This is a genomic window from Labrenzia sp. R5_0, assembly GCF_017743835.1.
GTDB classification, from domain to species: domain Bacteria; phylum Pseudomonadota; class Alphaproteobacteria; order Rhizobiales; family Stappiaceae; genus Roseibium; species Roseibium algicola.
Genome location: NZ_JAGHRK010000003.1, coordinates 189,892 through 216,574, shown reverse-complemented (window position 1 = coordinate 216,574; position 26,683 = coordinate 189,892). Strand labels below are relative to the sequence as shown.

Annotated in this window: 21 protein-coding genes; 12 read left to right on the top strand and 9 right to left on the bottom strand. The window is 60.1% G+C overall.

Annotation, left to right across the window (positions count from 1 at the left end):
- Window positions 1-6 precede the first annotated feature (6 nt).
- From drmA to J7447_RS16340, 6 genes are read left to right on the top strand one after another with little or no spacing between them, the layout of a single operon-like run.
- Complete coding sequence (drmA, locus tag J7447_RS16365; protein WP_209170247.1) at window positions 7-4,047, top strand: DISARM system helicase DrmA; 4,041 nt, start codon at window positions 7-9, stop codon at window positions 4,045-4,047.
- Window positions 4,044-5,891 carry a DUF1998 domain-containing protein gene (locus tag J7447_RS16360; RefSeq protein WP_209170246.1) on the top strand — a complete coding sequence of 616 codons (1,848 nt, stop codon included), beginning with the start codon at window positions 4,044-4,046 and terminating at the stop codon, window positions 5,889-5,891. Before drmA ends, J7447_RS16360 begins: the two co-directional genes overlap by 4 nt.
- A gap of 15 nt (window positions 5,892-5,906) precedes the next feature.
- Window positions 5,907-6,659: a DISARM system phospholipase D-like protein DrmC gene (drmC, locus tag J7447_RS16355; RefSeq protein ID WP_209170245.1), complete on the top strand. Its 753-nt coding sequence runs from the start codon at window positions 5,907-5,909 to the stop codon at window positions 6,657-6,659.
- Window position 6,660: 1 nt separating this feature from the next.
- Window positions 6,661-7,146, top strand: a complete 486-nt coding sequence (locus J7447_RS16350) for a very short patch repair endonuclease (protein WP_209170244.1) — start codon at window positions 6,661-6,663, stop codon at window positions 7,144-7,146.
- Window positions 7,143-7,700, top strand: coding sequence for a hypothetical protein (locus tag J7447_RS16345; protein WP_209170243.1), 558 nt, complete (start codon window positions 7,143-7,145; stop codon window positions 7,698-7,700). The genes J7447_RS16350 and J7447_RS16345 overlap by 4 nt, the downstream gene beginning before the upstream one ends.
- The gene (locus tag J7447_RS16340; protein WP_209170242.1) at window positions 7,693-9,399 is read left to right on the top strand and encodes a hypothetical protein; all 1,707 of its coding nucleotides are present in this window, start codon (window positions 7,693-7,695) and stop codon (window positions 9,397-9,399) included. The genes J7447_RS16345 and J7447_RS16340 overlap by 8 nt, the downstream gene beginning before the upstream one ends.
- Window positions 9,400-9,767: 368 nt before the next feature.
- On the opposite strand, the gene J7447_RS16335 is transcribed toward J7447_RS16340, so the two are convergent.
- From J7447_RS16335 to J7447_RS16320, 4 genes are all read right to left on the bottom strand, one after another.
- The gene (locus J7447_RS16335; protein ID WP_209170241.1) at window positions 9,768-11,090 is read right to left on the bottom strand and encodes a site-specific integrase; all 1,323 of its coding nucleotides are present in this window, start codon (window positions 11,088-11,090) and stop codon (window positions 9,768-9,770) included.
- Window positions 11,091-11,607: 517 nt separating this feature from the next.
- The gene (locus tag J7447_RS16330; RefSeq protein WP_075283753.1) at window positions 11,608-12,846 is read right to left on the bottom strand and encodes a saccharopine dehydrogenase family protein; all 1,239 of its coding nucleotides are present in this window, start codon (window positions 12,844-12,846) and stop codon (window positions 11,608-11,610) included.
- Window positions 12,847-12,896: 50 nt separating this feature from the next.
- A complete protein-coding gene (locus tag J7447_RS16325) occupies window positions 12,897-13,994 on the bottom strand; it encodes a carboxynorspermidine decarboxylase (protein WP_152504896.1) in 1,098 nt (365 codons plus the stop codon).
- Window positions 13,991-14,143 (bottom strand): hypothetical protein, encoded by a 153-nt coding sequence (locus J7447_RS16320; RefSeq protein ID WP_158514224.1) that lies wholly within the window; start codon window positions 14,141-14,143, stop codon window positions 13,991-13,993. The genes J7447_RS16325 and J7447_RS16320 overlap by 4 nt, the downstream gene beginning before the upstream one ends.
- Window positions 14,144-14,385: 242 nt before the next feature.
- Between J7447_RS16320 and J7447_RS31330 the strand changes: the two genes are divergently transcribed.
- Complete coding sequence (locus J7447_RS31330) at window positions 14,386-14,508, top strand: hypothetical protein (protein ID WP_022999159.1); 123 nt, start codon at window positions 14,386-14,388, stop codon at window positions 14,506-14,508.
- Between the two features lie 95 nt (window positions 14,509-14,603).
- Here J7447_RS31330 and J7447_RS16315 read toward each other — a convergent pair whose 3' ends face one another.
- The 4 genes from J7447_RS16315 to J7447_RS16300 all read right to left on the bottom strand — a co-directional run bounded on the left by J7447_RS16315 (window position 14,604) and on the right by J7447_RS16300 (window position 20,086).
- On the bottom strand, window positions 14,604-16,256 hold the full coding sequence (locus J7447_RS16315) for an ABC transporter ATP-binding protein (protein WP_022999160.1): 1,653 nt from the start codon (window positions 16,254-16,256) through the stop codon (window positions 14,604-14,606).
- 2 nt (window positions 16,257-16,258) lie between these two features.
- On the bottom strand, window positions 16,259-17,323 hold the full coding sequence (locus J7447_RS16310) for an ABC transporter permease (protein ID WP_286189212.1): 1,065 nt from the start codon (window positions 17,321-17,323) through the stop codon (window positions 16,259-16,261).
- Between the two features lie 10 nt (window positions 17,324-17,333).
- Entirely contained in the window at window positions 17,334-18,290 is a 957-nt protein-coding gene (locus tag J7447_RS16305) for an ABC transporter permease (protein ID WP_031268720.1), read from the bottom strand.
- 185 nt (window positions 18,291-18,475) lie between these two features.
- Window positions 18,476-20,086, bottom strand: coding sequence for an ABC transporter substrate-binding protein (locus J7447_RS16300; protein WP_022999163.1), 1,611 nt, complete (start codon window positions 20,084-20,086; stop codon window positions 18,476-18,478).
- 420 nt (window positions 20,087-20,506) lie between these two features.
- On the opposite strand from J7447_RS16300, the gene J7447_RS16295 reads away from it, so the two are divergent.
- The 4 genes from J7447_RS16295 (at window position 20,507) to J7447_RS16280 (ending at window position 24,696) form a co-directional block, all read left to right on the top strand.
- Window positions 20,507-22,054, top strand: a complete 1,548-nt coding sequence (locus J7447_RS16295; protein ID WP_168686554.1) for a trimethylamine methyltransferase family protein — start codon at window positions 20,507-20,509, stop codon at window positions 22,052-22,054.
- Between the two features lie 62 nt (window positions 22,055-22,116).
- Window positions 22,117-23,220 (top strand): mandelate racemase/muconate lactonizing enzyme family protein, encoded by a 1,104-nt coding sequence (locus tag J7447_RS16290; RefSeq protein WP_209170240.1) that lies wholly within the window; start codon window positions 22,117-22,119, stop codon window positions 23,218-23,220.
- Window positions 23,221-23,233: 13 nt separating this feature from the next.
- A complete protein-coding gene (locus tag J7447_RS16285; protein WP_209170239.1) occupies window positions 23,234-23,965 on the top strand; it encodes an SDR family oxidoreductase in 732 nt (243 codons plus the stop codon).
- Window positions 23,962-24,696, top strand: a complete 735-nt coding sequence (locus J7447_RS16280; RefSeq protein ID WP_286189211.1) for an SDR family oxidoreductase — start codon at window positions 23,962-23,964, stop codon at window positions 24,694-24,696. Before J7447_RS16285 ends, J7447_RS16280 begins: the two co-directional genes overlap by 4 nt.
- Window positions 24,697-24,711: 15 nt before the next feature.
- Here J7447_RS16280 and J7447_RS16275 read toward each other — a convergent pair whose 3' ends face one another.
- Window positions 24,712-25,557, bottom strand: coding sequence for a LysR family transcriptional regulator (locus J7447_RS16275; RefSeq protein ID WP_209170238.1), 846 nt, complete (start codon window positions 25,555-25,557; stop codon window positions 24,712-24,714).
- 90 nt (window positions 25,558-25,647) lie between these two features.
- Between J7447_RS16275 and J7447_RS16270 the strand changes: the two genes are divergently transcribed.
- Window positions 25,648-26,670 carry a permease gene (locus tag J7447_RS16270; RefSeq protein ID WP_209170237.1) on the top strand — a complete coding sequence of 341 codons (1,023 nt, stop codon included), beginning with the start codon at window positions 25,648-25,650 and terminating at the stop codon, window positions 26,668-26,670.
- Window positions 26,671-26,683: the final 13 nt, after the last annotated feature.

Here is a 26,683-nt window from a genome sequence, read left to right as displayed (position 1 = left end):
TCGCCGATGGGAAACACGAGAAACGCCTGGATAATACGCGAACCCGACCACGCACATTCGGTGTCCTTTTCGGCTTACATGACGGCATTGCCAGGCGACGGCCGGAAGCTGACCGCGATCGCCGAAGGCGACGGCCTCATCGTTGCCGACAAGGACGGTAACGTCCTGCGTGTCGGTCGCGTGCTTCGTCTGCGTTCGAACCTCCAGGAGACGACCGTCTATTTCGATCGTGTGGCGGAAGGTATGGCAGGCGCTTCACTTTCAGACGCGGGCCTGAGCTCTCCTGCCTCGGCAGGTGCCACCCGTCTGCAGTGGGATGACTTCGAGGCGGCGGTTCCCAAGCTGACAGGCAAGACGCCTGAGGATATCCCGCTCATCCAGGAGCAGGCCTATATCCGTGAGCTTTTACAACTCGCCGTCACCGACGACCTGCTCGGACCGGCGAACGGGCCGTACGAACAGATCGTCGATATGGGCGTCCGTGACCGCTACCTGGTCGGAAAGATCGCACCACGGCAGCAGGGAGGGTCCGGTGGCGGAATCGAGGGACTCGAAGGTCCACTCGAAGCCGATAGCGAGGAAGAGCCCGACGACCTGGACGTTCATACCGGTCGCCACGATCCCGGCGCCGAATTCGACACGACCAGCGGTCAGGTGGAAACGGATGCGGATGCCGCGGACGAGATCGATGCGGCGAGCAACCAGTCTCTCGTACCGTCCAGCATCGGATACACGTTCTGCGTCGACGGCGATGTGAATGCGATCGAAATCGAAGCGCGCTGGGGACGGTATGTCCGCTCCTACGACCACGACCACACCAAGACCGTGAACAAGAAGATCAAGGACGCCGACGGCAACGTCGTCGATACCGCGCAGCAAGAGGTGAAGGTCAAGGTTTGGCAACGGGAGCCTTGTGGCGGCCGGGTGAAGATCGAGTTGACCGACGGTCCGATCGCCCACCGCGCGCCCGATGAAGGGCACCCGGAAGTGCGTGTGCAGGGAACCGTTCGCGGTAAAAACGCCAACGGTGACCGGCTCGTTACCCTGTTCCTCGTCAACGCGCAGGAAGAGCCGGAAGAAAACAAGGATAGCGCGTGGCTGTTCCAACCTGAATTGGTCGCGCGTGCCCTTGAGGACGAACACGAAAAGGCGATCTTCCGGCGGCGGCTCGCCTTGTCGACCCAGGGTGAAGATCCCGAGCGTGACACGCTCGAAATGATTTATCGGCGCCAGGTCGAGTTCGCTGTCGGCCATGGCATCGCGGTGCATGCCGTTTCGCCGCCGGATGACCCGGAGCGTGCCATTGAGGTCAGCACGACCGTACTGCCCGAATACGAAGTGCCGGTCACCGAAACGCCGGGCCTGCGTCCCGAAGACCGTCCCGCGATGAAAGAGATGACCGGAAAAGGCTATCTCGACATGGACTTGCTCGCGGGCATGGACCGTCCGGAGCTCGTCAGCGCACTGAGGGTCCTTTCGAACGACTATTTGGCCTGGATTGCCGATCAGAAGGCGCGCATCGGCACCGATGTGCTCGGTCACGACGTTCCGGCCCATGCGACGATCGAACGCTGTGAAGAGATCGCGAAACGCCTTGAAGACGGGATCGCCGTTTTGGCCGATCCTGCCAATGAAAACGCCCTGACCGCCTTTCGCGTCGCGAACAAGGCGATGGCCAGTCAGCGTATTCACAGCATGTACGCGCTCGCGCGCCGGCGCGGCGAGGATGTCGAACTCGCGACATTCGAGACGCGCAAGAACCGATCATGGCGGCCATTCCAGCTCGCCTTCATTCTGCTATCTCTGCCGTCCCTCGTCGATCCCGCACATAAAGACAGGACAGAACCGGTCGCGGCCAATGCCGATCTACTCTGGTTCCCGACAGGTGGCGGCAAGACCGAGGCTTATCTCGGCGTTGCGGCTTTCGCGATGACCATGAGGCGTTTGCAGGGTGATCTCGGTGGCTACGATGGTATGCGCGGTCTCGGTGTGATTATGCGCTACACCCTCCGGCTTCTGACACTACAGCAGTTCCAGCGTGCATCGACGCTGATCTGTGCGATGGAACTCCTGCGTCAGCAGGCGATCGCCGCCGGAGACGATACCCTCGGACACACGCCGTTCACGATCGGCCTTTGGGTCGGAAACAAGGTGACTCCGGGGACGACCCAGGACAGCCACAAAGCCATCAAGGATATCCGCGATCCCGACAAGTTCGACGCGGGGGCCACCTCGCCGGCGCAGCTCACGAGCTGTCCCTGGTGCGGATCGGAAATCTCCGACCGGCGGGATATAGAGGTCGATACGCTACTCAAGCGGACCACGATCTATTGTGGTGACAAAAAGGGCCGCTGCGAATTTTCGAAAGGCAAATCCAGCAAGAATGCCCACCCCGGTGTGCCTGTGCTCGTCGTCGACGAGGAAATCTATCATCGCCCGCCATCCATGCTGATCGCCACCGTCGACAAGTTCGCGATGATGGCGTGGCGTGGTGAAACGCGGACGCTGTTCGGCCGTGCGACGACCGAGTGCCCGCGTCATGGCCTGCTGTGGCCGGAAGCCGACTGCACCGGGCGCCATACCGCGAGCAAGGGGCAACCCAAAACGGAAGTGAAAAGCGTTGCGCCGCTCCGCCCGCCCGATCTCATCATACAGGACGAGTTCCATCTTATCAGCGGACCGCTCGGAACGATGGTCGGATTATACGAGACCGCCATCGACGAGCTTTCGGGCTGGGCTCTCGGAAACAAAACCGTAAAGCCGAAAATCGTGGCCTCGACGGCGACAGTCCGTAAAGCGCCCGAGCAGGTGAACAATGTCTTCATGCGGCGCGTCGCGGTGTTCCCGCCGAACGGTCTCGATGTCGACGACAACTTCTTCGCGGTGCAGCGGCCGATCGAGCATATGCCTGGCCGGCGATATATGGGCGTTTGCTCTCCGGGCAGTTCGCGCCCGGCAATGCTCATCCGCGTCTATACGGCTTTCCTGACGGCCTCGCAGGCCCTGTTCGATCGCTTCGGACAAGCAGCCGATCCGTATCTCACGACCGTGGGATATTTCAATTCGTTGCGCGAACTCGGCGGGATGAAGCGCCTCGCGGAGGACGACGTGCAGACCCGCGCCTACCGTGTGCAAATGAGCCTCGTTGACCGGCCCGGCCTCGTACAGCGTAGCGTCAATAATATCCGGGAGCTCACATCGAGAGTGTCGAGCCGGGATATCCCGAAGTATCTCGACCAGTTGGAAGTGAAGTTCAAAGCGCAATACGACGCGTCCGAGGGCAGGTTCGTCACCCGGTGGGAGGAAGGGGATACGCGGTCGATCGACGTGGTGCTCGCGACCAACATGCTGTCGGTCGGCGTGGACGTGAACCGTCTCGGGCTTATGGTCGTGAACGGCCAGCCGAAAGGCACGGCGGAGTATATTCAGGCCACGAGCCGTGTCGGCCGGTCATTTCCCGGTCTCGTCTGTACGGTGTTGACATGGGCTCGACCGCGGGACCTCTCGCATTACGAGACCTTCGAGCATTATCACGCGACATTCTACAAACACGTGGAAGCGCAATCCGTGACACCATTCTCCCCCCGGGCGCTGGACAGGGGATTGACCGGTGCGCTTTTGAGCGTCGTCCGTCTGGAAAACGACGTCTACAACCCGAATGCCGGTGCGGGAGCGTTGGAGAAAACGGGCGATGCCGACGTCCGTCGGGCTGCGGACAATTTGGTCGCACGGGCATGGGCCATTTCCCAGGAAGGATGGGTGAAAGCGCTCGCCTCCGACGAGATCAAGGAACGCATCGACGAATGGGCGACCGAAGCGAACAAAGGCGGGCGCACGCTCGCCTATGAACGCAAAGGTCCGAATAAAGACACGACCGTCGCTCTCCTGCGCAAGCCGGGTATCCAGGCATGGGACAACTTCACTGTGCCGATGTCGATGAGGGAGGTCGAACCGGGTGTCCGTCTGGTCATGAATACGCGGCGTTTCACCGGCACCGAACCGAACTGGACGACGCGACCGGTCTCTGACGATGGAGGTGACTCGTGACCAGCGAGAAGACACCCGTCGGCGCCGTCCGCCCATCGCAACTTCTCTGGACCTACGGTCCGGGTGCGCTCATTGACCTTCCGAGCTTGTCGGTGGTGACGCTGGCGACAGACCGCTGGGAAGAAAGTCGGTGCCAGCCGATCGAAGAGGGCCGGTTGTTGGCGGCCGTCCGGAAGGCGCTCGGACCCCAAGTCGAAAAACTGCGAATGCCGCCCTTTCAGACCAGTGATGACATCAATGTCTGGTCCGCCGAAGCGAATATCGGCGTTCCGGTCCGGCCGTTCCCGCGCTGGCTGCGCTGCGTGAAATGCGGCCTGTTGTCGCCATACGATCTCGGCTTGTTCGAGTGCAAAGAGGACCGGTACAGACCGGAACGAACCCGTTTCATCCACAAGGATTGTCGCGGGTCACGAGGCGAACAGCCCGCGAAGGACGCGGACGCCGTGCCGGCGCGTTTCCTGCTCGCGTGCCGCGCCGGTCATCTCGACGATTTTCCATGGCACTATTTCGTTCATAGCGGGCCGTCGTCATGTAAAGGCCTGTTGCGCTTCTTCGAGAGCGGCGCTTCGCTCCAGACCGAAAACCTGTGGGTCAAGTGCGACTCTTGCGGTGCATCGCGAAATATGGCGCATGCATTCGGCAAATCCGGCAAGGAAAACCTCCCTCAGTGCCGTGGGCGTCATCCCCACATGGATCAGTATGACCACGAGTGCGATGAGCAGGCCCGTGCCGTTCTGCTCGGTGCGACGAACAGTTGGTTCCCGATCACGCTTTCGGCGCTCGCGATCCCCCTTGCACGCGATCCGATCACCCAACTCGTCCAGGACGGGTGGGACTATTTCATGGATCTGGCTTCGGAATCCGAAGTCGCGGTCACAATCAAAACCCTGAAAAAAACCGGGGCATTGCCCGGCATCGACAAGCACTCGCCAAAAGCCGTCTGGGATGTCGTTCAGGCCATTAAATCCGGTACCCCCGCCGGTGTCGGTGGCGCCGACATCAAAGGGCCGGAGTGGGACGTCCTGACCGATCCCAGCCCGCCGACCGACTGGCCGCACTTTCTTAGCAAGCCGGCCGCCGTGCCTGCCGCCTATCAAAATCGGATACACAGTGTTTTGCTGCTGGAGCGGTTACGCGAGGTCAACGCGTTGCTTGGCTTTACGAGGGTCGAAGCGCCGGAAGAGTCCGGTGACCCGGACGAGCAGCCTGTCCGCGCGGCACTCTGCAAGGACCCGCCGCAGTGGGTGCCCGCTACCCAGGTTCATGGTGAGGGTATTTTCATTCGCTTCGATGAAAAGGCCCTGCAAAGCTGGGAAGGGCGTCCCGCCGTACAGGCACGGGACAAGAAATTAGTCGCCGGACATCGTGGTTGGCGAAATGCCCGCAAACTCGACCCCGGTGAGGGCTATCCGGGCATTCGTTATGTTCTCCTACACACGCTGTCACACCTGCTCATAAGAGAACTCGCACTCGAATGCGGCTACAACGCCGCCAGCATACGTGAGCGCATATACGCGGACACCGAGGGAGACGCGCAGCAGGCTGGCGTACTGATCTATACGGCTGCCGCCGATTCCGACGGTACACTCGGCGGATTGGTGGAACTCGGAAAGCCCGATAACCTCGGCCGATTGCTCAAACAGGCGCTCGGTCGGGCGACGATTTGTTCATCCGATCCGCTTTGCTCCGAGCACGAACCCGAGAAGGACCGGTCCCTTCACGCTGCCGCCTGTCATGCCTGCTCTTTCGTCTCGGAGACTTCCTGCGAATTCGGCAACCGTTACATCGATCGCGCCCTGATCGTTCCCACGCTGGACGAGACGGACGCGGCATTTTTCGATTGAGGTGCCGGATTGCACTTGCTTCGTGCCATTACCGATCTCGTCGCGAATACACCGCCTGACCGCATTCGTCAGCTCGCCGGGCTGATCAAGGCTCTGCCCGGCCCGAACGCGGCGTCGGAATTATCGGGATGGACCCTGACTTCGGGCGGCCGTCTAAGGGTAAAGGCACTGACGGAAAGCTGGGCCGCCAGTGATATATCCGCCATGGAACTCGCGGGTATGCTTGTCGGCGCGAGCCACGCATATCATGAAGCGAAGACCGAACAGACGACCGAACTGGTTTGGACCGGCCCGTCCAGCGAGCTGATCGCCACTCGCAAGACGGAACAGGCCTTGCTTCAGGTGATACAGGGTGCAGAGAACAAACTGTTCTTGACCAGCTTCGTGACCTATAAACTCACGTCGGTCATGGATGCGCTGGCGGCGGCTATAGAGCGCGGCGTCCACGTCTCCATGCTGCTGGAGTCCAGTGACCAGCACGGTGGCGGGGTCTCGGTCGACGGCATCGGTCATATGAAACAAGCCCTCCCGACGGTCCGGCTCTATTCCTGGAATGAGAAAACGGAACCCTTTTCAGGCGGAAAAGTCCACGCCAAAGTGGCGGTCACGGATGAGCGTTTGTGCTTCATTTCCAGTGCCAATCTGACCGGCCATGCCATGGAGAAAAATATGGAAGCCGGAGTCCTGATTGCGGGGGGCACGATACCGCGCAATTTGCACAGGCATCTGGAGGCGCTCGATACGACCCGCGTCATTACGAGGGTCTGAGATGGACACGGTCGACCGTCAAACACGCTCACGGATCATGGCCAGCGTCGGCCAGAAAAACACCGGTGCGGAAATGATTCTGCGCCGGGCGCTTCACGCAAGCGGATTTCGCTACCGGCTGCACGATCGGGGCCTGCCGGGAAGCCCCGACCTCGTGTTTCCCCGGTTCCACGCCGCTGTGTTCATGCATGGGTGCTACTGGCATGCCCATGGGTGCTATCGCTCGACCGTCCCAAAATCACGGAACGATTTTTGGACCGAAAAGTTCGCCGCCAACCGTCGCCGTGATGCCGCCAAGGCCGCCGCGCTGCGCGAAGAGGGCTGGCGCGTACTGACCGTCTGGGAATGTGCTCTCAAGGGGAAAACCGCGCTACCACTACCGGATGTCGTCGATCGTGTCGCCGGCTGGCTACGCTCCGATGAACCCGCGGCAGAAGTTTCCGGCCACGACGAGACGGATTCGCCCGATCGATCGGAGGCCTCATGAGGATAGCCTGTCTGGGATGGGGCTCCTTGATCTGGGACCCACGATCGCTTCCCGTCGTCTCAGACTGGTCGCACGATGGGCCGAGCCTACCAGTCGAGTTCACACGGCAATCGAGCGACGGCCGTATTACGCTCGTCATCACCCCGTCTGCTAAAGCCGTGAAAGTGTTGTCGGCCGTCCTGGAGATGCCGTCGATCGAGACGGCATGCGCCGCGCTGGCGGAGCGTGAGGGTATTCCCGGCAAATTCGTCGACCGTTCGGTAGGCTATTGGATCGCCGAATCCCGGTCCCATCACCCCGAAGCCGACATTGTCGCCCGTTGGGCCGAACAGGCCGGGTATGAGGGCGCTGTATGGACAGCCCTCAAACCAAAGTTCGATAATGCGTACGTTGCGCCGCCCTGCGAACGAGTCGTTTCGTATCTCGACAGCCTTGCTGGCGAAGCCCGTGACCGGGCGGAAAATTATGTGCGTCGCACGCCTGCGGTCATCCGAACCGAATACCGCATGGCGATCGAGAAGGCGCTGGCCTGGACCCCGGCTCCCGATGCGTGATGAAGCCCTGGCCATCCTGGAAACAGGAATCGAGAAGCAAAAGGCGCACCTCGAACAGTGGCGCCAACCTGTCGAACCATTGCTGTTCGAAACGCTGCGCACCATCGATGCGTTATATTTCGAAGAGCTGTTTTTTTCGGCGGATTCGTCCGCACGAACGCCGCTGCCGCAGCACACACTGTCCACCTGGGGTGTGAACAAGGCGCTGTCGCTGATGGTTCCCAAGCAGCTTGACAGTGGACCGTTTCGCCTTTTTCCGAGCACCGGGCAGACACAGGCTCAGGCAGCCGAGCTCTTGCTCCAATGCGGTATTCTGCAACGTGCGGAAACGCTCTATGGCTGGCTGCGAGAGGGCCTTCTTTCCGCAAGAATAGATCGGCCCGCCATGCCCCTGGAATCGGGCACCGATACGATTCTCGTCCTCAAATCCGCTCACCCTTCCATGTTCAGCGAAGTTATTTCGCGTAAACACAAGAGATGGATCAGCGATCTGACGATCGATCATGACAGCGTCTGGAAGCATGAGCTGCAGCAGCGCCATACCGCTCTCGCTCCTGCACTCGAAGAGGCAGTCACGTGCTTCGGCGGCTGGGGCATTTCGTACACGACGACACGGGAGATCGACGATCATTTTCTGGAGTGCGGGCAAATATATTTGCGCAGGATGTGGAGCCAGGACCTGCTCGGGACGGACGAGGTGATCGGCGGTGAAGCGTTCGGTGACTATCTCGGGGTTTTGACGGCCGTGGCGGGCCGTGCCGAAAAGCAATTGTGTTTCGCTTCAATACTCAAACGCCGCCATCCAGAGCTCCGGCTGGAAAACCTGCTCACGACATTCGCGCCGTGCGATGAATTGATCACGGGTCTCGCGGAACATCTCGACGCTGAAACGACGCAGATAAAAAAGTTGCTGAGTTATCTCGTGCTCGGTCCGGACAATCTCGACGTTCATACAGATTCGGGCGAAATCGCATGGGCGCCGATCGCTCGTTCGAGCGCGGATTATTTCCTTCTTCCTCTCTACGGGCTCGACACCAACCCCTTCTTGTTTCTTCTCACCGAATTGCAGGCCAGGCACCGCGAGGACTGGTTTCGTGCAGCGAATAACCGCGAGAGAAGGTGGCTCGCGGACCTGAAACACCTCTTTGCCAGCGAAAGATGGGTGGTCAATGATCGCAACCTCAAACTCCGTGAGGGTAAGAAGACCGTAACCGATCTCGATTTCATCTCTTACGACAAGACCCACAACGAACTCGCGCTATTTCAGCTCAAATGGCAGCACCCGGTCGGGATCGATAACCGGGCACGACGAAGCGCCGGCAAGAATCTGTTGTCGCAAGGCAATGATTGGGTCGAGCGGGTCATGGGGTGGATTTCAAGAAACGGCGTCGACGAGCTCGCAAAAAGAGCCGGCATCGCCATAAAGCCGGACATCAAAGTCAGATTATTCGTTATCGGCCGCTATAATGCCTATTTCACGGGATTCTCGGATCGCGATGAACGCGCGACCTGGGCGGACTGGAACCATTTGATGAAAGCCCGTCTGGACCAGCCGCAAGCATCCGTAAGCGAGCTTTGTGCGACATTGAAAGCCGAGGCGGACGAGATTTCGACCTCGTATAAAGGCGACTCCTACGTTGTACCGCTCGGCAACGTCGCTGTTTTGTTGAATCCGGTGCGGGAACCGACCTCTTCATAGACGTGCATCTGGCTGTGGATTGCTACCCAATACGCCCTCGGGTTGGCCGTTCAGTACGATATGCCCCTTCCTGTCCAGACGACATCAAATCCAGGGATGCGCTACTGCGATTTAAACCACTTTCCCGGCAAGGCACTATCGGAGCCGCTACGAAAAGGTGAAGCGCAAGGAGAAGGACGGTGGCAAGTTCCAATATCCAGTGCTGCCCAAACGGTGCAGTGGCGACGGTAGCTGATATGGCGACCAGGATATAGTTATCATATTTGACGGCTGCGTCGGATACAAGCATTAGATGTGGTGCCTCTTGGAGGTCGATGCAAAAGCATGACAAGACTGGCCGGTCGAGATGGCTTGGGCATAGCCATCATCTACGTGGCTGACCTCGATTCAGTGAGCATCAGCTCGATCGCATTCTGCCGGGATTGTCGGTCCAGTGTGTAGGTGTTCCGTCTGAACTCAACCCCTTCGAGCAGCGCCTTCACGTAGCCGGACACGGTGTCAGCAGCCATGATCAGCGTGGAATCCAGCGTGTGAACATACTTGCTCGTCACCGAACCTTTCGCGTGCCCGATCAATGCTGCGATCGTGATCTCTGTGAAGCCCAGGTCGTTCGCTATGCTCGCGAAACTGTGCCGCAGTACGTGAGGTGTCACATCCCACAGTGGGGTGTCCTTGAACAGCTTCTTCCAGCTCTGCGGGAAGTTGCCGACTGCATTGTCGAAGCCTTGGCCGGGAAAGACATAAGTTCCGGTTCTGTGCGGTCGTTCCTTCTCCAAATATTCCACGACTGGAAGGCCTACCGGGCGAACCGAGGAGCCTTCCTTGCTGTCAACCAGCCGCAAGCAGCTACCCTCAAGGTCGACCTCGCTCCATTTGAGGTTGACGATTTCCCCGCGCCGGCAGCCGGTCAGCGTAATCAGCCTGAGGATCTCAGCATGTATCCTGTAGCGGTCGCTTCGCTGAGCCTGACGAAGGATGTCTCCCAAAATACGGTACTCAGCTTCGCTTAGCCGGCGGTCGCGAACCTGGTATTTCGGCTTGCGGAGGCCGTGCGTAGGATTGTGCTCGATCACCCCGGCCTCGACTGCGTATGAGAAGATGCCGCCAAGCAGACCCATCGTCCGGATCGCGGTGCCGCGGCCGCCGCGAACGATGGCCTTGCCGCGGAGCTTTTCGGTCTTCATGGTCACGCGTGTCTTGCCAGCGATGATGTCCTTCATCAGGTTGTTCATGTCGGGCTTGGTGATGTCCCGCACGCGTCGCGTCCCGAGAAGGGGGATGATGTGCCTGCGGATACGCCCGACATCGGTGGCGATGGTGGTGTCCTTCTTCGGTCTGCCGCCTTTGCCAAGGATGAGGCCGGCTTCCATGTCGGCGATGTACTGCTCGCACAGTTGCTTGATGGTCAGCGCCTTGCGGTCTTCCTCTCGCTCTTCAGCGGGATCGCCGCCATGGGCGACCTGTCCGAGCAGGGCCTTGGCTTCGCGGCGCGCAGTCTCCGGGGTCCAGACACCATGAAGGCCGATCGTGTAGCGACGCGAGCGACCACGGGATCGGTACTGGACGATGTAGCTGCGCTTGCCGGAGGGATAGACGCGAAGACCAAAGCCTGGCAATTCGTCGTCCCAGACGACGTGACCTTTGCTCTGCGGCTCGACGGCCTCTACAAACCGTTTGGTCAGTTTGGTCATGCTCCCGTCCCTCGGAAGCCCCGATTTCGAGTAAGCACCACGCAAGCACACGGGCGGAAATCAAGGCGTATTCACGGATAGAGACTTCGGAGCTCCGATTCTGAAAATCAATCCATTTCAGATAGTTAGCGTACTCTGGCGTGCCCTATCGCGCAATTCGGATGGGGTACTTGACCAGCTCCGAAGGCAGAGGTCACAGGTTCGAATCCTGTCGGGTGCGCCAATTCTCCTGACTTTCAGTATCGTAATCTGCCATTGGGCATTGACTCGCTGCGATGGGCGTTTTTGCCTTTCTGTGAACACCCTTCCCGACCTGATTTTCAAAGCGACCAAATCGGGCGCTCAGATGACCGGCTTGGGCAGGCTGGCTGGCTGAAGGATTATTTCCGAAAGAGGGCTTTCTGTTCGTGGGCGAGGCCTGAGGGCACTATGCAGCCCGTTTGCTGTCGACTGAAACGCAAACAGCCCCGGTGGTAACCGGGGCTGCGCAGGTTGACCGGCTGGATAAGGCCTGGACCTAGAACTCCAGGGCGCGGTCGCCGTTGGCGTCCTTGATGCGGGTCGGCAGGCCGATGCGGTTGAGGATGCCGAGGAAGGGATGCGGCGGCAGTTCTTCCACGTTGGCCATCTTCTTCACGTCCCATTCCCCGGTGGCGATCAGCATGGCGGCCGCGACCGGCGGAACGCCGGCGGTGTAGGAAATGCCCTGGCTGCCGACTTCCTCATAGGCTTCCTTGTGGTCGGCCACATTGTAGATGAACACCTCGTGCTCCTTGCCGTCCTTCGTGCCTTTCACGAAATCACCGATGCAGGTCTTGCCGGTGTATTCAGGCGCCAGCGAAGACGGATCCGGCAGACACGCCTTGACCACCTTCAGCGGTACGACTTCCAGTCCTTCCGCCGTCTTGACCGGTTGCTCGGACAGGAGGCCGATGTTCTTCAGAACGGTGAAGACGTTGATGTAGTGCTCGCCGAAGCCCATCCAGAACCGGACGTCCGCACCGTCCATGTTCTTTGCCAGGGAATGCACTTCGTCGTGGCCGCACAGATAGGCCATGCGCTTGCCGACCACCGGCAGATCATATTCCTTGCCGATCTCGAACATCTTGTTTTCCTGCCACTTGCCCTGCTGCCAGGAATAGACCGTGCCGGTGAACTCCCGGAAGTTGATCTCCGGATCAAAGTTTGTGGCGAAATAGCGCTGGTGGCTGCCGGCGTTGATGTCGACGATATCGACCTCGGTCACCTTGTCGAGATAGTCATCCTTGGCAAGGCGGGCATAGGCGTTGACGACGCCCGGGTCGAAACCGGCGCCCAGAATGGCGGTGACGCCCTTGGCGGCGCATTCCTCGGCCCGTTTCCATTCGTAGTTGCCATACCAGGGCGGGGTCTCGCAGATCTTGCCCGGCTCTTCGTGAATGGCCGTGTCGATATAGGCCGCTCCCGTCTCCAGACAGGCGCTGAGGACGGACATGTTCAGGAAGGCGGTGCCGACATTGATGACGATCTGCGCACCGGTTTTGCGGATCAGCGCGCTGGTGGCGGCAATGTCCAGAGCGTTGAGTTCGTGTCCTTCCAGAACACCCGGCTGCTTCAACGCCTTCTTGGCATGCACGGTTGCGATGATGTCGTCGCATTTGGATTTGGTGCGCGAGGCGATATGTATATCGCCGAGAACATCATTGTTCTGAGCGCACTTATGCGCCACCACCTGAGCGACACCTCCGGCGCCGATGATGAGAACAGTCTTTTTCATTTGATAAAGATACCTTCCTTGGACCTTTGGGGGTGTTCGGGGTTCAAGTCTCAAGACAGACTTTGCTCGTAGTCCTGGTATGAAAACTCACGAGCAACGTGGACTGTTCCGTCCACTTCCTTGACCGCAATCGCGGGCATTTTCACGCCATTAAACCAGTTTTTCTTGACCATCGTGTAACCCGCCGCATCCTGAATGGAAACCCGGTCACCGGTCTTGAGTTCGGCAGGGAAGTTGAACTCGCCGAATATGTCGCCGGCAAGGCAGGACTTGCCACAGATCATGTAGCTGTGCGGCCCTTCGTTGGGGGTCACCTTCGCGGTCTCGCGGTAAATCAGCAGATCGAGCATATGAGCTTCGATGGACGCATCGACGATGGCCAGGTTCTTGCCGTTGAAGAGCGTGTCCAGCACCGTTGTCTCCAGTGTGGTCGACCGGGTGATCGAGGCTTCGCCCGGTTCCAGGTAGACCTGAACGCCGTATTTTTCGGCGAAGGTCTTGAGGCGGTCGGCGAAGAGGTCGAGTGGGTAGTCGTCTCCCGTGAAATGGATACCGCCCCCAAGGCTCACCCATTGCGCACGGCTCAAAAGCCCGCCGAACTTTTCCTCGATATCGCCAAGCATGCGGTCGAACAGCGCAAAATCGGCATTTTCGCAGTTGTTATGGATCATGAAACCGCTGATCCGGTCCATGACCTTTTCAATCTTGGCGACGTCCCATTCTCCGAGGCGGGAGAAAGGCCGGGCCGGGTCGGCAAGGTCGAAACTGGAGGAGCTGACCATCGGGTTGAGGCGAAGCCCGCGCACGATGCCGGCGGATTTGTCCGCGAACCGTTCCAGCTGGCTGATGGAATTGAAGATGATCTTGTCGGCATGGGAGATCACTTCATCGATCTCGTAGTCGGCATAGGCCACGGAATAGGCGTGGGTTTCCTTGCCGAAGCGCTCATGCCCCAGCCGGACTTCGTTCAGCGACGACGAAGTGGTGCCGTCCATATACTCGCGCATGAAGTCGAAAACACACCAGGTCGCAAAGCACTTGAGCGCCAGCAGGGCCTTTGCGCCAGACCGCTCTCGAACGTAGGCGATCTTCTCCATGTTGCGGAGTAGCTTCGCCTTGTCGATCAGATAGTAGGGTGTCTCGATCATCTGGTTCCGTCGCCATCGTTGCCTGCGACCGGTTCGGGCCGCGCGGACAGGTGATTGGGAGCGATTTCCGGTTGCCCGGTTGTCCGGACCGGCCGGTTCGCCACAAGGCGTTCCAGCTTCGCTGTCGGCGTGACGGATACCGTCTCCATGCAGGACCTTGCAAGGGCCCGAGGCGTCTTTCTTGCTACAGCCGGTCAGCCGGTTGAGCCGCAATCTCCCGGTTTCACCGAGTTGCTATGCTTTACGTGAATGGAACGCAGAACAGTTATGCAAAAATAGGAGGGAGATTCGTGCTTTCACTCATTGAAATCTTAACTTTCCTCCCGTATTTGTCCGGCAGATCAAATATTCACCAGCCCGCTCAAGAGTTGGGCAAATTCTGGAGGTCGGCATGACCCGGGACGATCTCATTCGCGAATACAAGGCACAGAGCGGCTCCTGGCCGGCGCTTGTCGGCGTTTACGCCGTTATCGTGGGTGCGATGGCTCTTTCCGGCTACCTGATGGTCGGCTGATCCCGCACGCCTGACGAAAAGTCGGCAGAGTTTCAATCACCCCCGGAGCGACCTCCGGGGGTGATTGCATTTTGAGGCAGGCAAACCGCCTGCGATTAGACGTCGGCGGCTTCGCCAATGGCATCGGTGCCGCGCTCTTCCAGAAGCGTCGTCAGCCAGTTCGGGTCCATTTCGGGAACCGAAGACAGAAGCAGATCCGTGTAGGGATGATGCGGCGGCGTGAACATCTCGTCCTTCGGCCCCTGCTCCACCACCTTGCCGCGTTGCATCACCACAACCTCGTCCGCGATGGAGCGCACCGTCGCCAGGTCATGGGTAATGAACATGTAGGCCAGGTTGAACTCCTGCTGCAGCCGATCGAGCAGCTTCAGGATACCTTCCGCCACGAGCTGGTCGAGCGCGCTCGTCACCTCGTCGCAGATGATGAAGGCCGGATCGGCCGCCAGGGCCCTGGCAATGCCCACACGCTGTTTCTGGCCGCCGGAAAGTTCCGGCGGATAACGATTGTAGAATTTTGACGGGTCCAGCTCGATCAGGTCCAAAAGCTCGTCGACGCGGTTTTTCAGTTTCGCGCCGTGCAGCCCGCCATAGAACTGGGCAGGCCGGCCGATGATCTCGCTGATCCTGATCTTCGGGTTCAGTGCGGTATCGGCCATCTGGTAGATCATCTGCGCCTGGCGAAGCTGATCCTTGCTGCGGTCCTGATAGCGCGGCGGCAACGGCTCGCCCTTGAACAGGATCTGCCCCTTGGTGGGCGGCAGAAGACCGGTGATGCAGCGCGCCGTCGTCGACTTGCCGGAACCGGATTCGCCGACAACCGCAACCGTCATGCCCGGATAGATGTCGAAGGAGACATCGTCCAGCACCTTGGTCTTGCCGTAGGCCGCATCAATTCCCTGCACGGAAACGATCGGAATGGCACCTGCCTCGGTCGGCCGCTGCTTCTGCGGCCGCTGGAAGCTGCGGACGGCCCAAAGGCTCTTGGTGTAGTCCTCCTTGGGAGACCCGAGCATCTGCTCGGTCGGCGCCTCTTCGACTTCCTCCCCCTTGAGCAGCACCTTGATGGTGTCGGCCATCTGCGCCACCACCGCCAGATCGTGCGTGATGTAGATCGCCGCGGTGTTGAACTGGTCGACAATGTCCCGGATTGCCGCCAGAACCTCGATCTGCGTGGTCACGTCCAGCGCGGTGGTCGGCTCATCGAAGATGATGAGATCCGGCCGGCACGCCATGGCCATGGCCGTCATCGCGCGCTGCAACTGGCCGCCAGAGACCTGGTGGGGATAGCGGAAGCCGATTTCGTTCGGGTTGGGAAGGCGCAGCCGCTCGTAAAGCTCCATGGCGTCTTCCTGCGCCTCGACCCGCTTTTGAATGCGGTACTGGATCGGCGCTTCCGTGTGCTGGTCGATAATCCGGTGTGCCGGATTGAACGAGGCAGCAGCCGACTGGGCGACATAGGCGATGCGCGATCCGCGCAACGCCCGGAGATCGCTCTCCGGCGTCGTCGTCAGTTCCATGCCGTCGAACTCGATCGAGCCGCCGGATATCCGGCAGCCGTCGCGGGCAAAGCCCATGGAGGCGAGGCCGATGGTCGATTTGCCGGCACCCGATTCTCCAATCAGCCCCAACACTTCCCCCTTGTGCAGGGTAAGATTGACGCCATGAACGATCTCGACCCATTTTTCGTCCGAGTACCCCTCGATCCGGAGATCGGTGACCCGAAGCAGTACGTCTTTTTTCGGCACCATTCTCAAACCTCCTTCAGGCCGGAAGACCGGAACAGCATCCAGTCGACGACGAAATTCACCGCGACAGTCAGAAGCGCAATGGCGGCCGCCGGGATCAGCGGCGTCATTTCGCCAAAGGAAATCAGTGTCGCGTTCTCACGCACCATGGAGCCCCAGTCGGCGGTCGGCGGCTGAATGCCGAGGCCAAGGAACGACAGGCCTGCGATGAGCAGGAACACGAAGCAGAATTCGAGACCGAATTCGGCGATCAGCGGTGCTGTCGAGTTTGGCAGGATTTCCCGGCGGATAAGGTACCAGGTGCCCTCGCCGCGCAGCTTGGCCGCTTCGATGTAGTCCATCACCACCACGTTGCCGGCAACCGCCCGGGTAAGGCGGAAGACGCGTGGCGAATAGATGACGGCAACGACGACCACGATCACCACAAGGTTGGTGCCGAAGATACTGAGCATCAGCAGGGCGAAGATCAGTGACGGTACCGACATGATGACGTCTGCGACACGGCCGATGAGCTGATCGAACCAACCGCCCTTGGTGGCGGCAAGCAGGCCTGCAAATGCTCCCATGAAGAAGGCCAGCATGGTTGCCAGCAGCGCGAGACCGACAGAGTTGCGCGCGCCGTAGATGATGCGGCTGAACATGTCGCGGCCGAGCTGGTCGGCCCCCAGAAGCATGGTTTCATCCGGCGGTGCAAAGGCCGACGAAATGACCTGCGCTTCACCGAAAGGTGCAATCACGGGGGCAAAGACCCCGGCGATGGCGTAGGTGAAGATCACGAACATGCCGAAGGCGGCCGTGAGAGGTGCGGTCCGCAACTCCTTGGAAACACCGGCGGGCGTGATGATGATCAGGAACTCCCTGAACGCGAAGGATGTCCCGGCGGCCAGTGCCAGGAGACCGGCAGCCGTAGTAATGAACCGGAGCGCCGGAGCGCCGCCGATGATCCCCGCGATGAAGGAGATCATCGTCAGGGAAAAGACAAGAATGAAGATCTTGCGCTTGTTGAAATAGGCCGCCAGGCAGGAAGCCCCGATCAGCAGCGCATAGTAGCCAATAACGAATGTGCTCATGTCGCTGCCCTTACTTCGGATGCCGCAAACGCGGATTGGTCAGGATCGCGCCCACATCGGCTGCCAGGTTCAGCAGGATGAAGGTTGCCGCGAAGATCAGACAGCAGGCCTGCACGATCGGGAAATCGCGTTTGGCAACCGCGTCCACCAGAAGCTGGCCCACGCCCGGATAGACGAAGACCACTTCGACCAGAACCACGCCGGTAATGAGGTAGGCGAGATTGAGTGCGACGACGTTGATGATCGGCGCCCAGGCGTTGGGCAGAGCATGTTTGACGATCACCTTCCAGGGCGGAACGCCTTTCAGCCGCGCCATCTCGATGTAGGGCGAGGCCAGTAGGTTGATGATCGCCGCGCGTGTCATGCGCATCATGTGGGCCGTCACCACCAGCACCAGGGTCAACGCCGGCAGGAAGGTTCGATGCAACAGATCCCCGAAGCTCATGTCCGCGCTGAGGCTGGCAATGGCGGGGAAGTAGTTGGTCTTGACCGCCAGATAGAGAATGAGGATGTAGCCGAGAAAGAATTCCGGAGAGGAAATCGATGTCAGCGTGACCACGTTGGCGACCCTGTCGAACAGGGTATTGCGCAGGAGAGCGACAATCACGCCGAGAACGATGGAAACCGGCACCGCGATGACAGCCGCATAGGTCGCCAGGAAAAGCGTGTTGACGAACCGGTCGCTGATGGCAGCACTGACCCGCTCGCCAGAGACGAGCGAGACGCCGAAGTCACCGGTGAGTGCACCGCCGAGCCATTGGAAATATCGCAGGATCGCGGGCTGGTCGAGGCCGAGTTTCTCTCGCAGGGCGGCGACGGTTTCAGGCGTTGCTCCCTGTCCAAGAACGGCCTGGGCAATGTCGCCGGGCAGCAGTTCAACTGCAAAAAAGATCAGGATAGAGACCACTAGTAGCGTGATCGCACCTAAGCCAAGTCTCTTAAGGACCAGCTGTAGGATGTCCCCCATTTGTCCCTCCAGAATAGGAAAGCCCGGCACGGCACATAGCGCCGCCGGACACATATCGGGCAGGTTCCTGTCAGCTCTTTTTGCTTTGCGTTGGCAGGAGCCCTGTCCGTCCAGGTCGGCCCGTCCCGCGTCCGGGGCAGGGCCAAATTGCAGGCGGCGGCCTTAGCCGCCGCCTAACCCCTCAATCAGGACTCGAACCACCAGCGGCTGGCGGCGCGCGCGCCGTCATTTTCCCAGCTGGCAGCCAGTTTCTCGGGCGTGCCTACCTTCGCGCTGTTGGCGTAAACGAAGTTGTTGAAGAACGGGATGATGGTGCCGCCATCGTCCCGGGCCAGCATCGCCATCTCGCGGTACATTTCCGCGCGCCGGGTGTCGTCCAACTCGGCCTTGGCCTGAAGCAGAAGCTCGTTGAAGCGCGGGTTTTTCCAGTGAGATTCGTTCCAGGCCGCGTCGTTCTTGTAGGCCAGCGTGTACATGACATCAGGTGTCGGACGCGCGCCCCAGGACACGAGACAGAACGGCTTCTTCAGCCAGACGTCGGAATAGTAACCGTCGTTCGGTTCACGCACGACATTGATGTTGATACCCGCCGCCTTGGCGTGTTCGGCATAAAGCACCGCCATGTCGACTGCACCCGCATAGACGCTGTCCGCGGTGCTGAGGCTGACCGTGAGACCTTCCGCGCCCGCTTTCTTGAGCAGGGACTTGGCCTGGTCCGGATCGTAATCACGCTGCGGGATGTCGTCCGGCCAGTAAGGCTGGGCCGGCGAATGGTGGAAGTCATTGCCCTTGGTGGCTGCACCGAAGGTGATCTTCTCGATGATGTCATCCCGGTTCATGGCCAGCTTAAGCGCGTTGCGCACGTCCGGATTGTCGAACGGTGCCGTGTCACAGAACATCGGCAGTGTGATCGCACCCGCGGACGGGATGTTGTGGATCTTGATGTTCGGATTGCGCTGCAGCAGACCCATGGTCTTCAGCTCGATCAGCGAGACCGCATCCACATCGCCGGTCACAAGTGCCGTCTGACGAGCGTTCGGATCGTTCAGGGTGATCAGCTCGACCTTGTCGAAATAGGCGCCCTCACGGTGCCAGCCGTCATGCCGGCTGAGGCTGAACTGAACGCCGAACTCGCCGTTGTCGATCTTGTAGGGACCAGTGCCGTCGCCGGACTGCCAGTCGATCGTGCCGTCGTCGTTGGCCGGGCAGATCGCCATGTGATAGTCGGTCATCAGCCATGGGAAGTCGGCGTTGCCGCCGGACAGCTTCACGACAACGGTGTAGTCGCCATCCTTGGTGATGTCGGTGACATCCGTCAGCAGCGCCTTGGCTGCGGAGGTTGTCTTGTCGCCGCGGTGGTGGTTCAGCGATGCGATGACGTCGTCAGCCGTCAGTTTCCTGCCGCTGTGGAACTCGGCGTTTTCAGTGATCTTGAAGGTCCATTCGGACGCATCCTCGCTGGCTTCCCAGCTGTCGGCCAGATCCGGCCCAAGCGACCCGTCGCCCATGATCATCGTCAGGTAGCTGCGGTGCGTGTGGGCGAGGAAAATCATCACACGGGTCAGATAGGTGCCCGGATCGTGAGAATCTGAGGTGTTGCCGTCGTGGATCCCCCAGCGGAACGTTCCGCCCTGCTTGGGCTGGGCTTTCGCCTCGGTCGACCACAGGCCTGTTGCGGTGCTTGCTGTCAGTCCGGCCAGCACGGAGTAGCGAAGGAAATCACGTTTACTGATCCCTCCCGTGCGGGCCGCTGCTTCAAGCCTTTCGAGCATCTCGGCATCTTTGGACTTCGTCATCTGTCTCCCCTTCCGGTTCTTCTTAAACAGTCACTTGCCAATTTCCCAAACGTAGCATCCGTTGTTTTTTTGTAACCATGATGCTCATTTGCGACATTTACATAGCAAAACACGAACTGCCCCTGCTCGGCCACCCCCATGGGTAAATTCCTCATTTAAAATGTTTAATGTTGACTGGTTGCCCAGATATTGTGCACAGCAACATTATTATGAATGATTTTTGATTTTCAGACAGGCACGGAAAATGCTACGCGCGTATATTCTGGTCTACTGATGCAGATCTCAGATAATTCTTTTAGATGAAAAACGATTATTCTCCAACAATGTCGGAAAATGCAGTGCCAGTTCGTATTTCGGCACTGTCGGGCGGTAAATCAGGCGCATTCTTCTTGTCAAAATAACCGATTACCGGAGAACAAGATGAGTGTTGCCCAACGCAGCCGCAGCGGCGGCCGTGCCGGCCGCCGGGCTATTCGCACCGCTCCCGACCATACCATGCTGCCCAGTCTGCGGCGCACGCTTCCCCTATGCGAACCCTTGGACGAAGAGCAGATCCGAAAGCTGGACGATGCCTCCATGGCAATCCTGGAAGAGGTTGGAATCGTCTTTCGCGATCCGATTGCCCTTGCAGACTGGAAGCGGGCCGGCGCCAAGGTCGAGGGTGAGAGGGTCTACCTGGACCGGGGGCTGGTGCGTGAGCTCATCAGTTCGATCCCATCCAGCTTCACCTATCATGCCCGCAATCCGGCAAAGAATGTCCCGCTTGGAGGAGATCGTTCGATCTTCGTGCCGATGACCGGGGCACCATTTCTGCGTGATCTCGACAATCAGCGGCGCAATCCCACGCTTGCGGACCTGGCCATGTTCCACAAGCTCAGCCACATGCTGCCGGCCCTGCATTCCAGCGCTCACCACATCGTGGAGCCCTACGACCACCCCATCAGCCACCGGCACCTGCGCATCACCTATTCTTCGATCAAGCATTCGGACAAGACCTTCATGGGCATGACGACAAGCCCGAAGAACGCCGAAGATGTCATGGAAATGTGCGCGATCCTGTTCGGTGAGGACTATCTGGAGACCCATCCGGTCACGACAGGAAACTGCAACGGCAATTCTCCGCTGGTTTGGGACGAGACCATGCTGGGAGCAATGCGGGCCTTTTCGAAACGGAACCAGCCCGTGCTCTGCTCCCCCTTCGTGCTTGGCGGTGCCAATACCCCGGCAAGCGTGGTCCCTGCCGTTGCCCAGCTCAACGCGGAAGCCCTGAGCGCCCTTGCCTACACGCAGGTGATCCGGAAGGGCGCACCTGCGATTTACGGGCATTATCTGTCGACGGTCTCGATGAAATCCGGTGCGCCGATGGCCGGCACCCCCGAGATCAGCCTGATGAACTTCATGATCGGGCAGATGGCGCGGTTCTACGATGTGCCCTGGCGGACCTCCGGTTCGCTCGGCGGTGCCAAGACCTTTGACGCGCAAGCCGGGTATGAGAGCGCAGCAACGCTGAGCGCCGTTATCCATTCGGGTGCCAACTACATCTGGCACGCGGCCGGCTGGAACGAGGCCGGGATGCATTGCTCGGTTGCCAAGTTCATTGTCGACGCCGAGCAATGCGCAATGGCCTACCGCATGGCGGAGGGCCCGCGCTGGGATGATTTCGACGAAGGCCTTGCCGCCATTCGCGACGTCGGCCCCGGAGGCCACTACTTGGGGCACCCGCACACCCAGGAGAATTTCCAGCGGGCGTTCTTCATGCCGGAGACCTTCGACAACAATTCCATCGAGCAATGGAAGGCCGAGGGTGAAGTGGAGATCACCGAACGGGCGCTTGGCATCGCCCGCAAGCTTCTGTCCGAGTATCAGGAGCCTGCTCTCGAGACCGCCAAAAACGAGGCCCTTCTCGATTACATCGCGCGGCGCGAGCGTGAAATACCGGCGGCAGATGCGCTGAACCAGGACTATTGAACCGCGGTACCGGCCAAAAACCGGGCTGCCCGTGCTTTCTCTTCTGCCCTGCGAGGCGGTTCATGAAAATCAAGTCTGTCGAGATCTTCCGCCATGACCTGCCGGTCAAGGGCGGCCCCTACAAGATGGCAAACGCCGAGGTCTGGTCTCTCCAGACCACCCTGGTCAAGCTGACCGCGGACAACGGGCTTACCGGCTGGGGGGAAACCTGCCCTGTCGGCCCGACTTACGCCGAAGCGCATTCCGGTGGAGCGCAGGCGGCACTGCAGCAGATCGCCCCTGCGCTGATTGGCCAGGACGTTCGGCCCCTGACGATCGGTCGTCTCATGAACGGCCAGCTCAACGGGCACAACTACGCAAAGGCGGCAATCGACATTGCCGTTCATGACCTGCTCGGCAAACATCTGGGCCTTAGGGTTGCCGACCTTCTCGGGGGTGTCGCGGCGGAACGCGTTCCCTCTTATTACGCAACCGGTGTCGGTGCTCCCGAAGAGATCGCCAGCATTGCCGCGGAGAAACGGGACGAAGGCTACCCGCGCCTGCAGATCAAGATGAGCGGGAAGGACGTCGAGCGCGATATCGAGACGATCCGCAGGGTCTGGGACAAGATCGCCGGATCCGGCATGCGTCTTGCGGTCGACGGCAACCGAGGCTGGACCACACGAGACGCGTTGCGCGTCAGTCGCGAATGCCCGGATATTCCGTTCATTCTGGAACAGCCCTGCAACCGGATCGAGGACCTGGAGAAGATCAGGCCGCAGATCCACCATGGACTTTACATGGACGAGAACGGTGTCGACCTGGCAACGGTCATCCTTGCCGCCGGACGCGGACTGGTCGATGGGTTCGGCATGAAAGTGACCCGGATCGGCGGACTGCAGCAGATGACTGCGTTCCGGGATATCTGCGAAGCCGTCTCGCTGCCGCATACCTGCGACGACGCCTGGGGCGGCGACATCATCGCCGCCGCCTGTACCCATGTAGCTGCCACTGTGAAGCCGTCTCTGCTGGAAGGGGTCTGGCTTGCGGAGCCCATGATCGAGGGCAGTTATTCCATCGGCGAAGGCGTGCGCATCCGGGACGGTCACATTGCTCTGCCACAAGGCCCGGGCCTTGGTGTCGAACCGGATGAGACCCTGTTCGGCACGGCGATAGCTACTTTCTGAACTGGAGGCCGATATGCGCTTTAAAGGCAAACGCGCCCTCGTGACGGGCGCCGCCGGTGGGATCGGCAAAGTCATCTCCGACATGCTGCGGGCAGAAGGGGCACGCGTGGCCGCAGCCGACCGGAATTGCGATGCCGTTGATGCGGAAGTCCGGATTTCGGGAAACCTGCTCGACCCGGCTTATGCAGACGCACTGCCCCGCACCGCGGCCAAGGCACTTGGCGGCCTCGACATCATCATCAACAACGCCGGCGTCATTACCCGCGGTCCCGTGACCGAGACAACCGATCAGGACTGGGCGCTGTCGATCGGGGTCAATGTCGAAGCTCCTTTCCGTATCTGCCGGGCGGGTATCCCGTTGCTGGCGGAGGCCGGAGGTGGGGCCATCGTCAACATCGCCTCTTGCTGGGGTGTTCACCCGGGCCCGAACCACGCTGTCTATTGCATGACCAAGGCGGCGATCGCTTCGCTGACCCAGTGCATGGGCCGGGACCATGCCCACCAGGGCATACACATCAATGCTGTCTGCCCGAATGAGGTCGACACACCGATGTTGCGGACCGGGTTCGAAAAGCGCGGCTTTGACCCCGCAACGGCGATTGCCGAACTGGGCAGGACCGTTCCTCTTGGCCGGGTGGCGCGGCCGGATGATATCGCGGACGTCGTTCTGTTTCTTGCCTCCGATGCGGCTCGCTACATGTGCGGTTCGCTGGTTGAGGTCAACGGCGGGAAACCGGTGTCATGATGCGGTTCGAAGGGAAGATTGCCCTCGTCACGGGTGGGCGAAGCGGCATTGGTCGTGCCATTGGCCGGCGCTTGCAAAATGAAGGTGCCAGGGTCTTCACGGCCCAGCGCGGCGAGGATACGGAGTTTGAGCATGTCCAGGCGGATTTTGCCGACATGGAAGCCCCTGCCTGCATTATCGAAGACGTGGTAACGAAAGGCGGCAGGCTGGATGTGCTCGTCAACAATGCCGGCCTGATGCAGGAAGCGGCGATCGAAGACATGTCGCTCGCCGACTGGCAGCACTCGTTGGCGGTCAATCTGACCGCGCATTTCCTGATGATCAAACATGCCTTGCCGCATTTGCGCCAGACACGCGGAAGCATCGTCAATGTCGGTTCCATCGAAGGCATCGGCTGCAATCCGCTGCATGCTGCCTATTCCGCCTCCAAGGCCGGGCTTCACGGCCTGACGCGCGCCGTTGCGGTCGATCACGGAAAGGACGGCATCCGCTGCAACGCGGTTGCGCCAGGCTGGATCGATACGGAACTCAATCTCGAATTCATCAAGGCGACCCCGGATCCAGATGCCTTCCGGCGCGATATTGGCAAGATCCACCCGGCTGGCCGGACGGGCAAGCCGGAGGAAGTTGCCGCCTTGGTCGCTTTCCTGGCAGCCGAGGAAAGCGGTTTTGTCACCGGTCAGGTCTACACGGTCGACGGTGGCAGAATGACCAGGTTGAGCTTGCCCTGAAGGGTTTGGAGCGGTTCAAAATGCCTGCCGAATAGCGGACTTCATTGTCCTGACGAGATCCTGATTGGCGCTGGCTGCAACGCCGATGACAAGTTTCGACATGGGTGTCGAGGCAAACCCATGCTCGTTGCCAAGCACCTTGAGGTGGCCCGCGAGAGTAGACCGCCCCAGAAGCCCAATCGCAATACCCGCTTCCACGGCAGCCGTTACGCCCGCCACGCTCTGGCTTGAAAAGGCAATCCGGTAAGGCCTCCCTCTTGCCTCAAGCGACTTGAGGGCCGCCTCACGCCACCAGCAGGCGCGGTCGAAAAGGGCGACCGGAACCGGCTCTTCGGCCAGAAGATCCCGGTAACGCGACATTACCCAGCAGGTCGGGTCCTCGAAAACCATCTCTTCGTTCCTGCCGATCTTTTCAACCTCGTAGACGGCAAGATCCAGCTTTCCCCTGGACAGCAGCTCCGGGAAATCGGTGCTGATCGTACAGGTTACCTCAAGCTCCACCTGCGGGTGCGATTGTGCGAAGGCAGACAGGATCTTCGCAAGCTTTGCCTGGCCATGGTCGTCAGGAATGCCGAGGCGAAGCTTCCCGCGCAAACCGTCGGCGGTGATTTCCCTCAGGACGGCATCCAGCCGTTCTTTCACATCCCTTGCGACCGGCATCAGGCGCTGCCCGGTCTCCGTCAGCGTCACACCGCGGCCGGTCCGCTCGAACAAATCCCGCCCGATCACCTCTTCAAGGCGCATGATCTGAAGACTGGTTGCCGATTGTGACCGGCCGATCAGGCGGGCACCTTCAGTGACGCTGCCCGTCCCGGCGACCGCCAGAAAAGTTCGGAGGAGTTCACTGTCGAGATTATTCATCCAATTTTTCAATATCTGACATTCAAGATATTCGTTTCACCAATACTTAGATCACGCCTAGTCTGAAGCCGTCAATCACTGGAGGCCTTCATGGAAGGACAGACGGCAACAGCCACGTTTTCTGGATCCCGAAAAATTGCCGCCGGAGCCGGAGCTGGCCTTCTCGCCGGGCTTGTCTGGCTGTGGCCGCAGTTCTTCGAACAGGGGATCCTGTTCACCGGACAGGGTCTCCTTCAGGTTGCCCCGCTCGTCGTGCCGGGCATAGCCCTCACGGCCTGGATCATGGCCAGCGGTGCCGACAGGATCATCGGCCGCGCGTTTGAAGGACGGCTCATGCGCGCGGTCCTCGTGGCGTCTGCCATGGGGGCGATTACGCCGGTCTGCGGGGTGACGATCCTGCCTCTGATGGCCGGGTTGCTGGCAGCCGGGGTTCCCCTTGCCCCGGTCATGGCGTTCTGGCTGTCCTCGCCGATTACCGATCCGGCCATGCTGGCGACTACGGCGGCGACCCTCGGTGTCGCCTTTGCAGTCGGCAAGACCGTAGCAGCCTTCGCTCTGGGTGTATTTGGCGGATCCGTCACAGCGGCGCTCACGCGTGAGCGAAGCGGTGAAGCGGCACTGCGGTCTGATGGGCTCGCCGCGAAATTGACGGCGCGGTGCTGTGACGGCGCGACATCGTTTGAACCGCGTGTCTGGCGCAACAGCAGCCGGCGCAAGGCCTTCGCGCGGCAGGCAGTGGCAACGACACGGCTGATCCTGATCTGCCTGATCCCGGCCTTCTTTGCCGAATATGCGCTGAATGCGGCTCTGACCCCGGGATCGCTGGCAGCCTATCTTGGCTCGAACACCTGGTGGGCCATACCCGCCGCCGTCTTCGTCGGCGCACCGGCCTATATCGACGGTTATGCGGCCTTGCCGCTGACCCGCGGTCTCATCGACAACGGCATGTCGCCCGGCGCGGCGATGGCGTTTCTGGTCTCCGGAGGTGTTGTCAGCATCTGGGGAGCGCTTGCGATATTCCCCGTACTGAAACTGCGCCCGTTTCTGCTTTACCTGGCGCTTGCCGTTACCGGCTCACTGATCTCGGGCTATGTGTTCGAATGGGTCTACTGACGCCCGGTCGGAC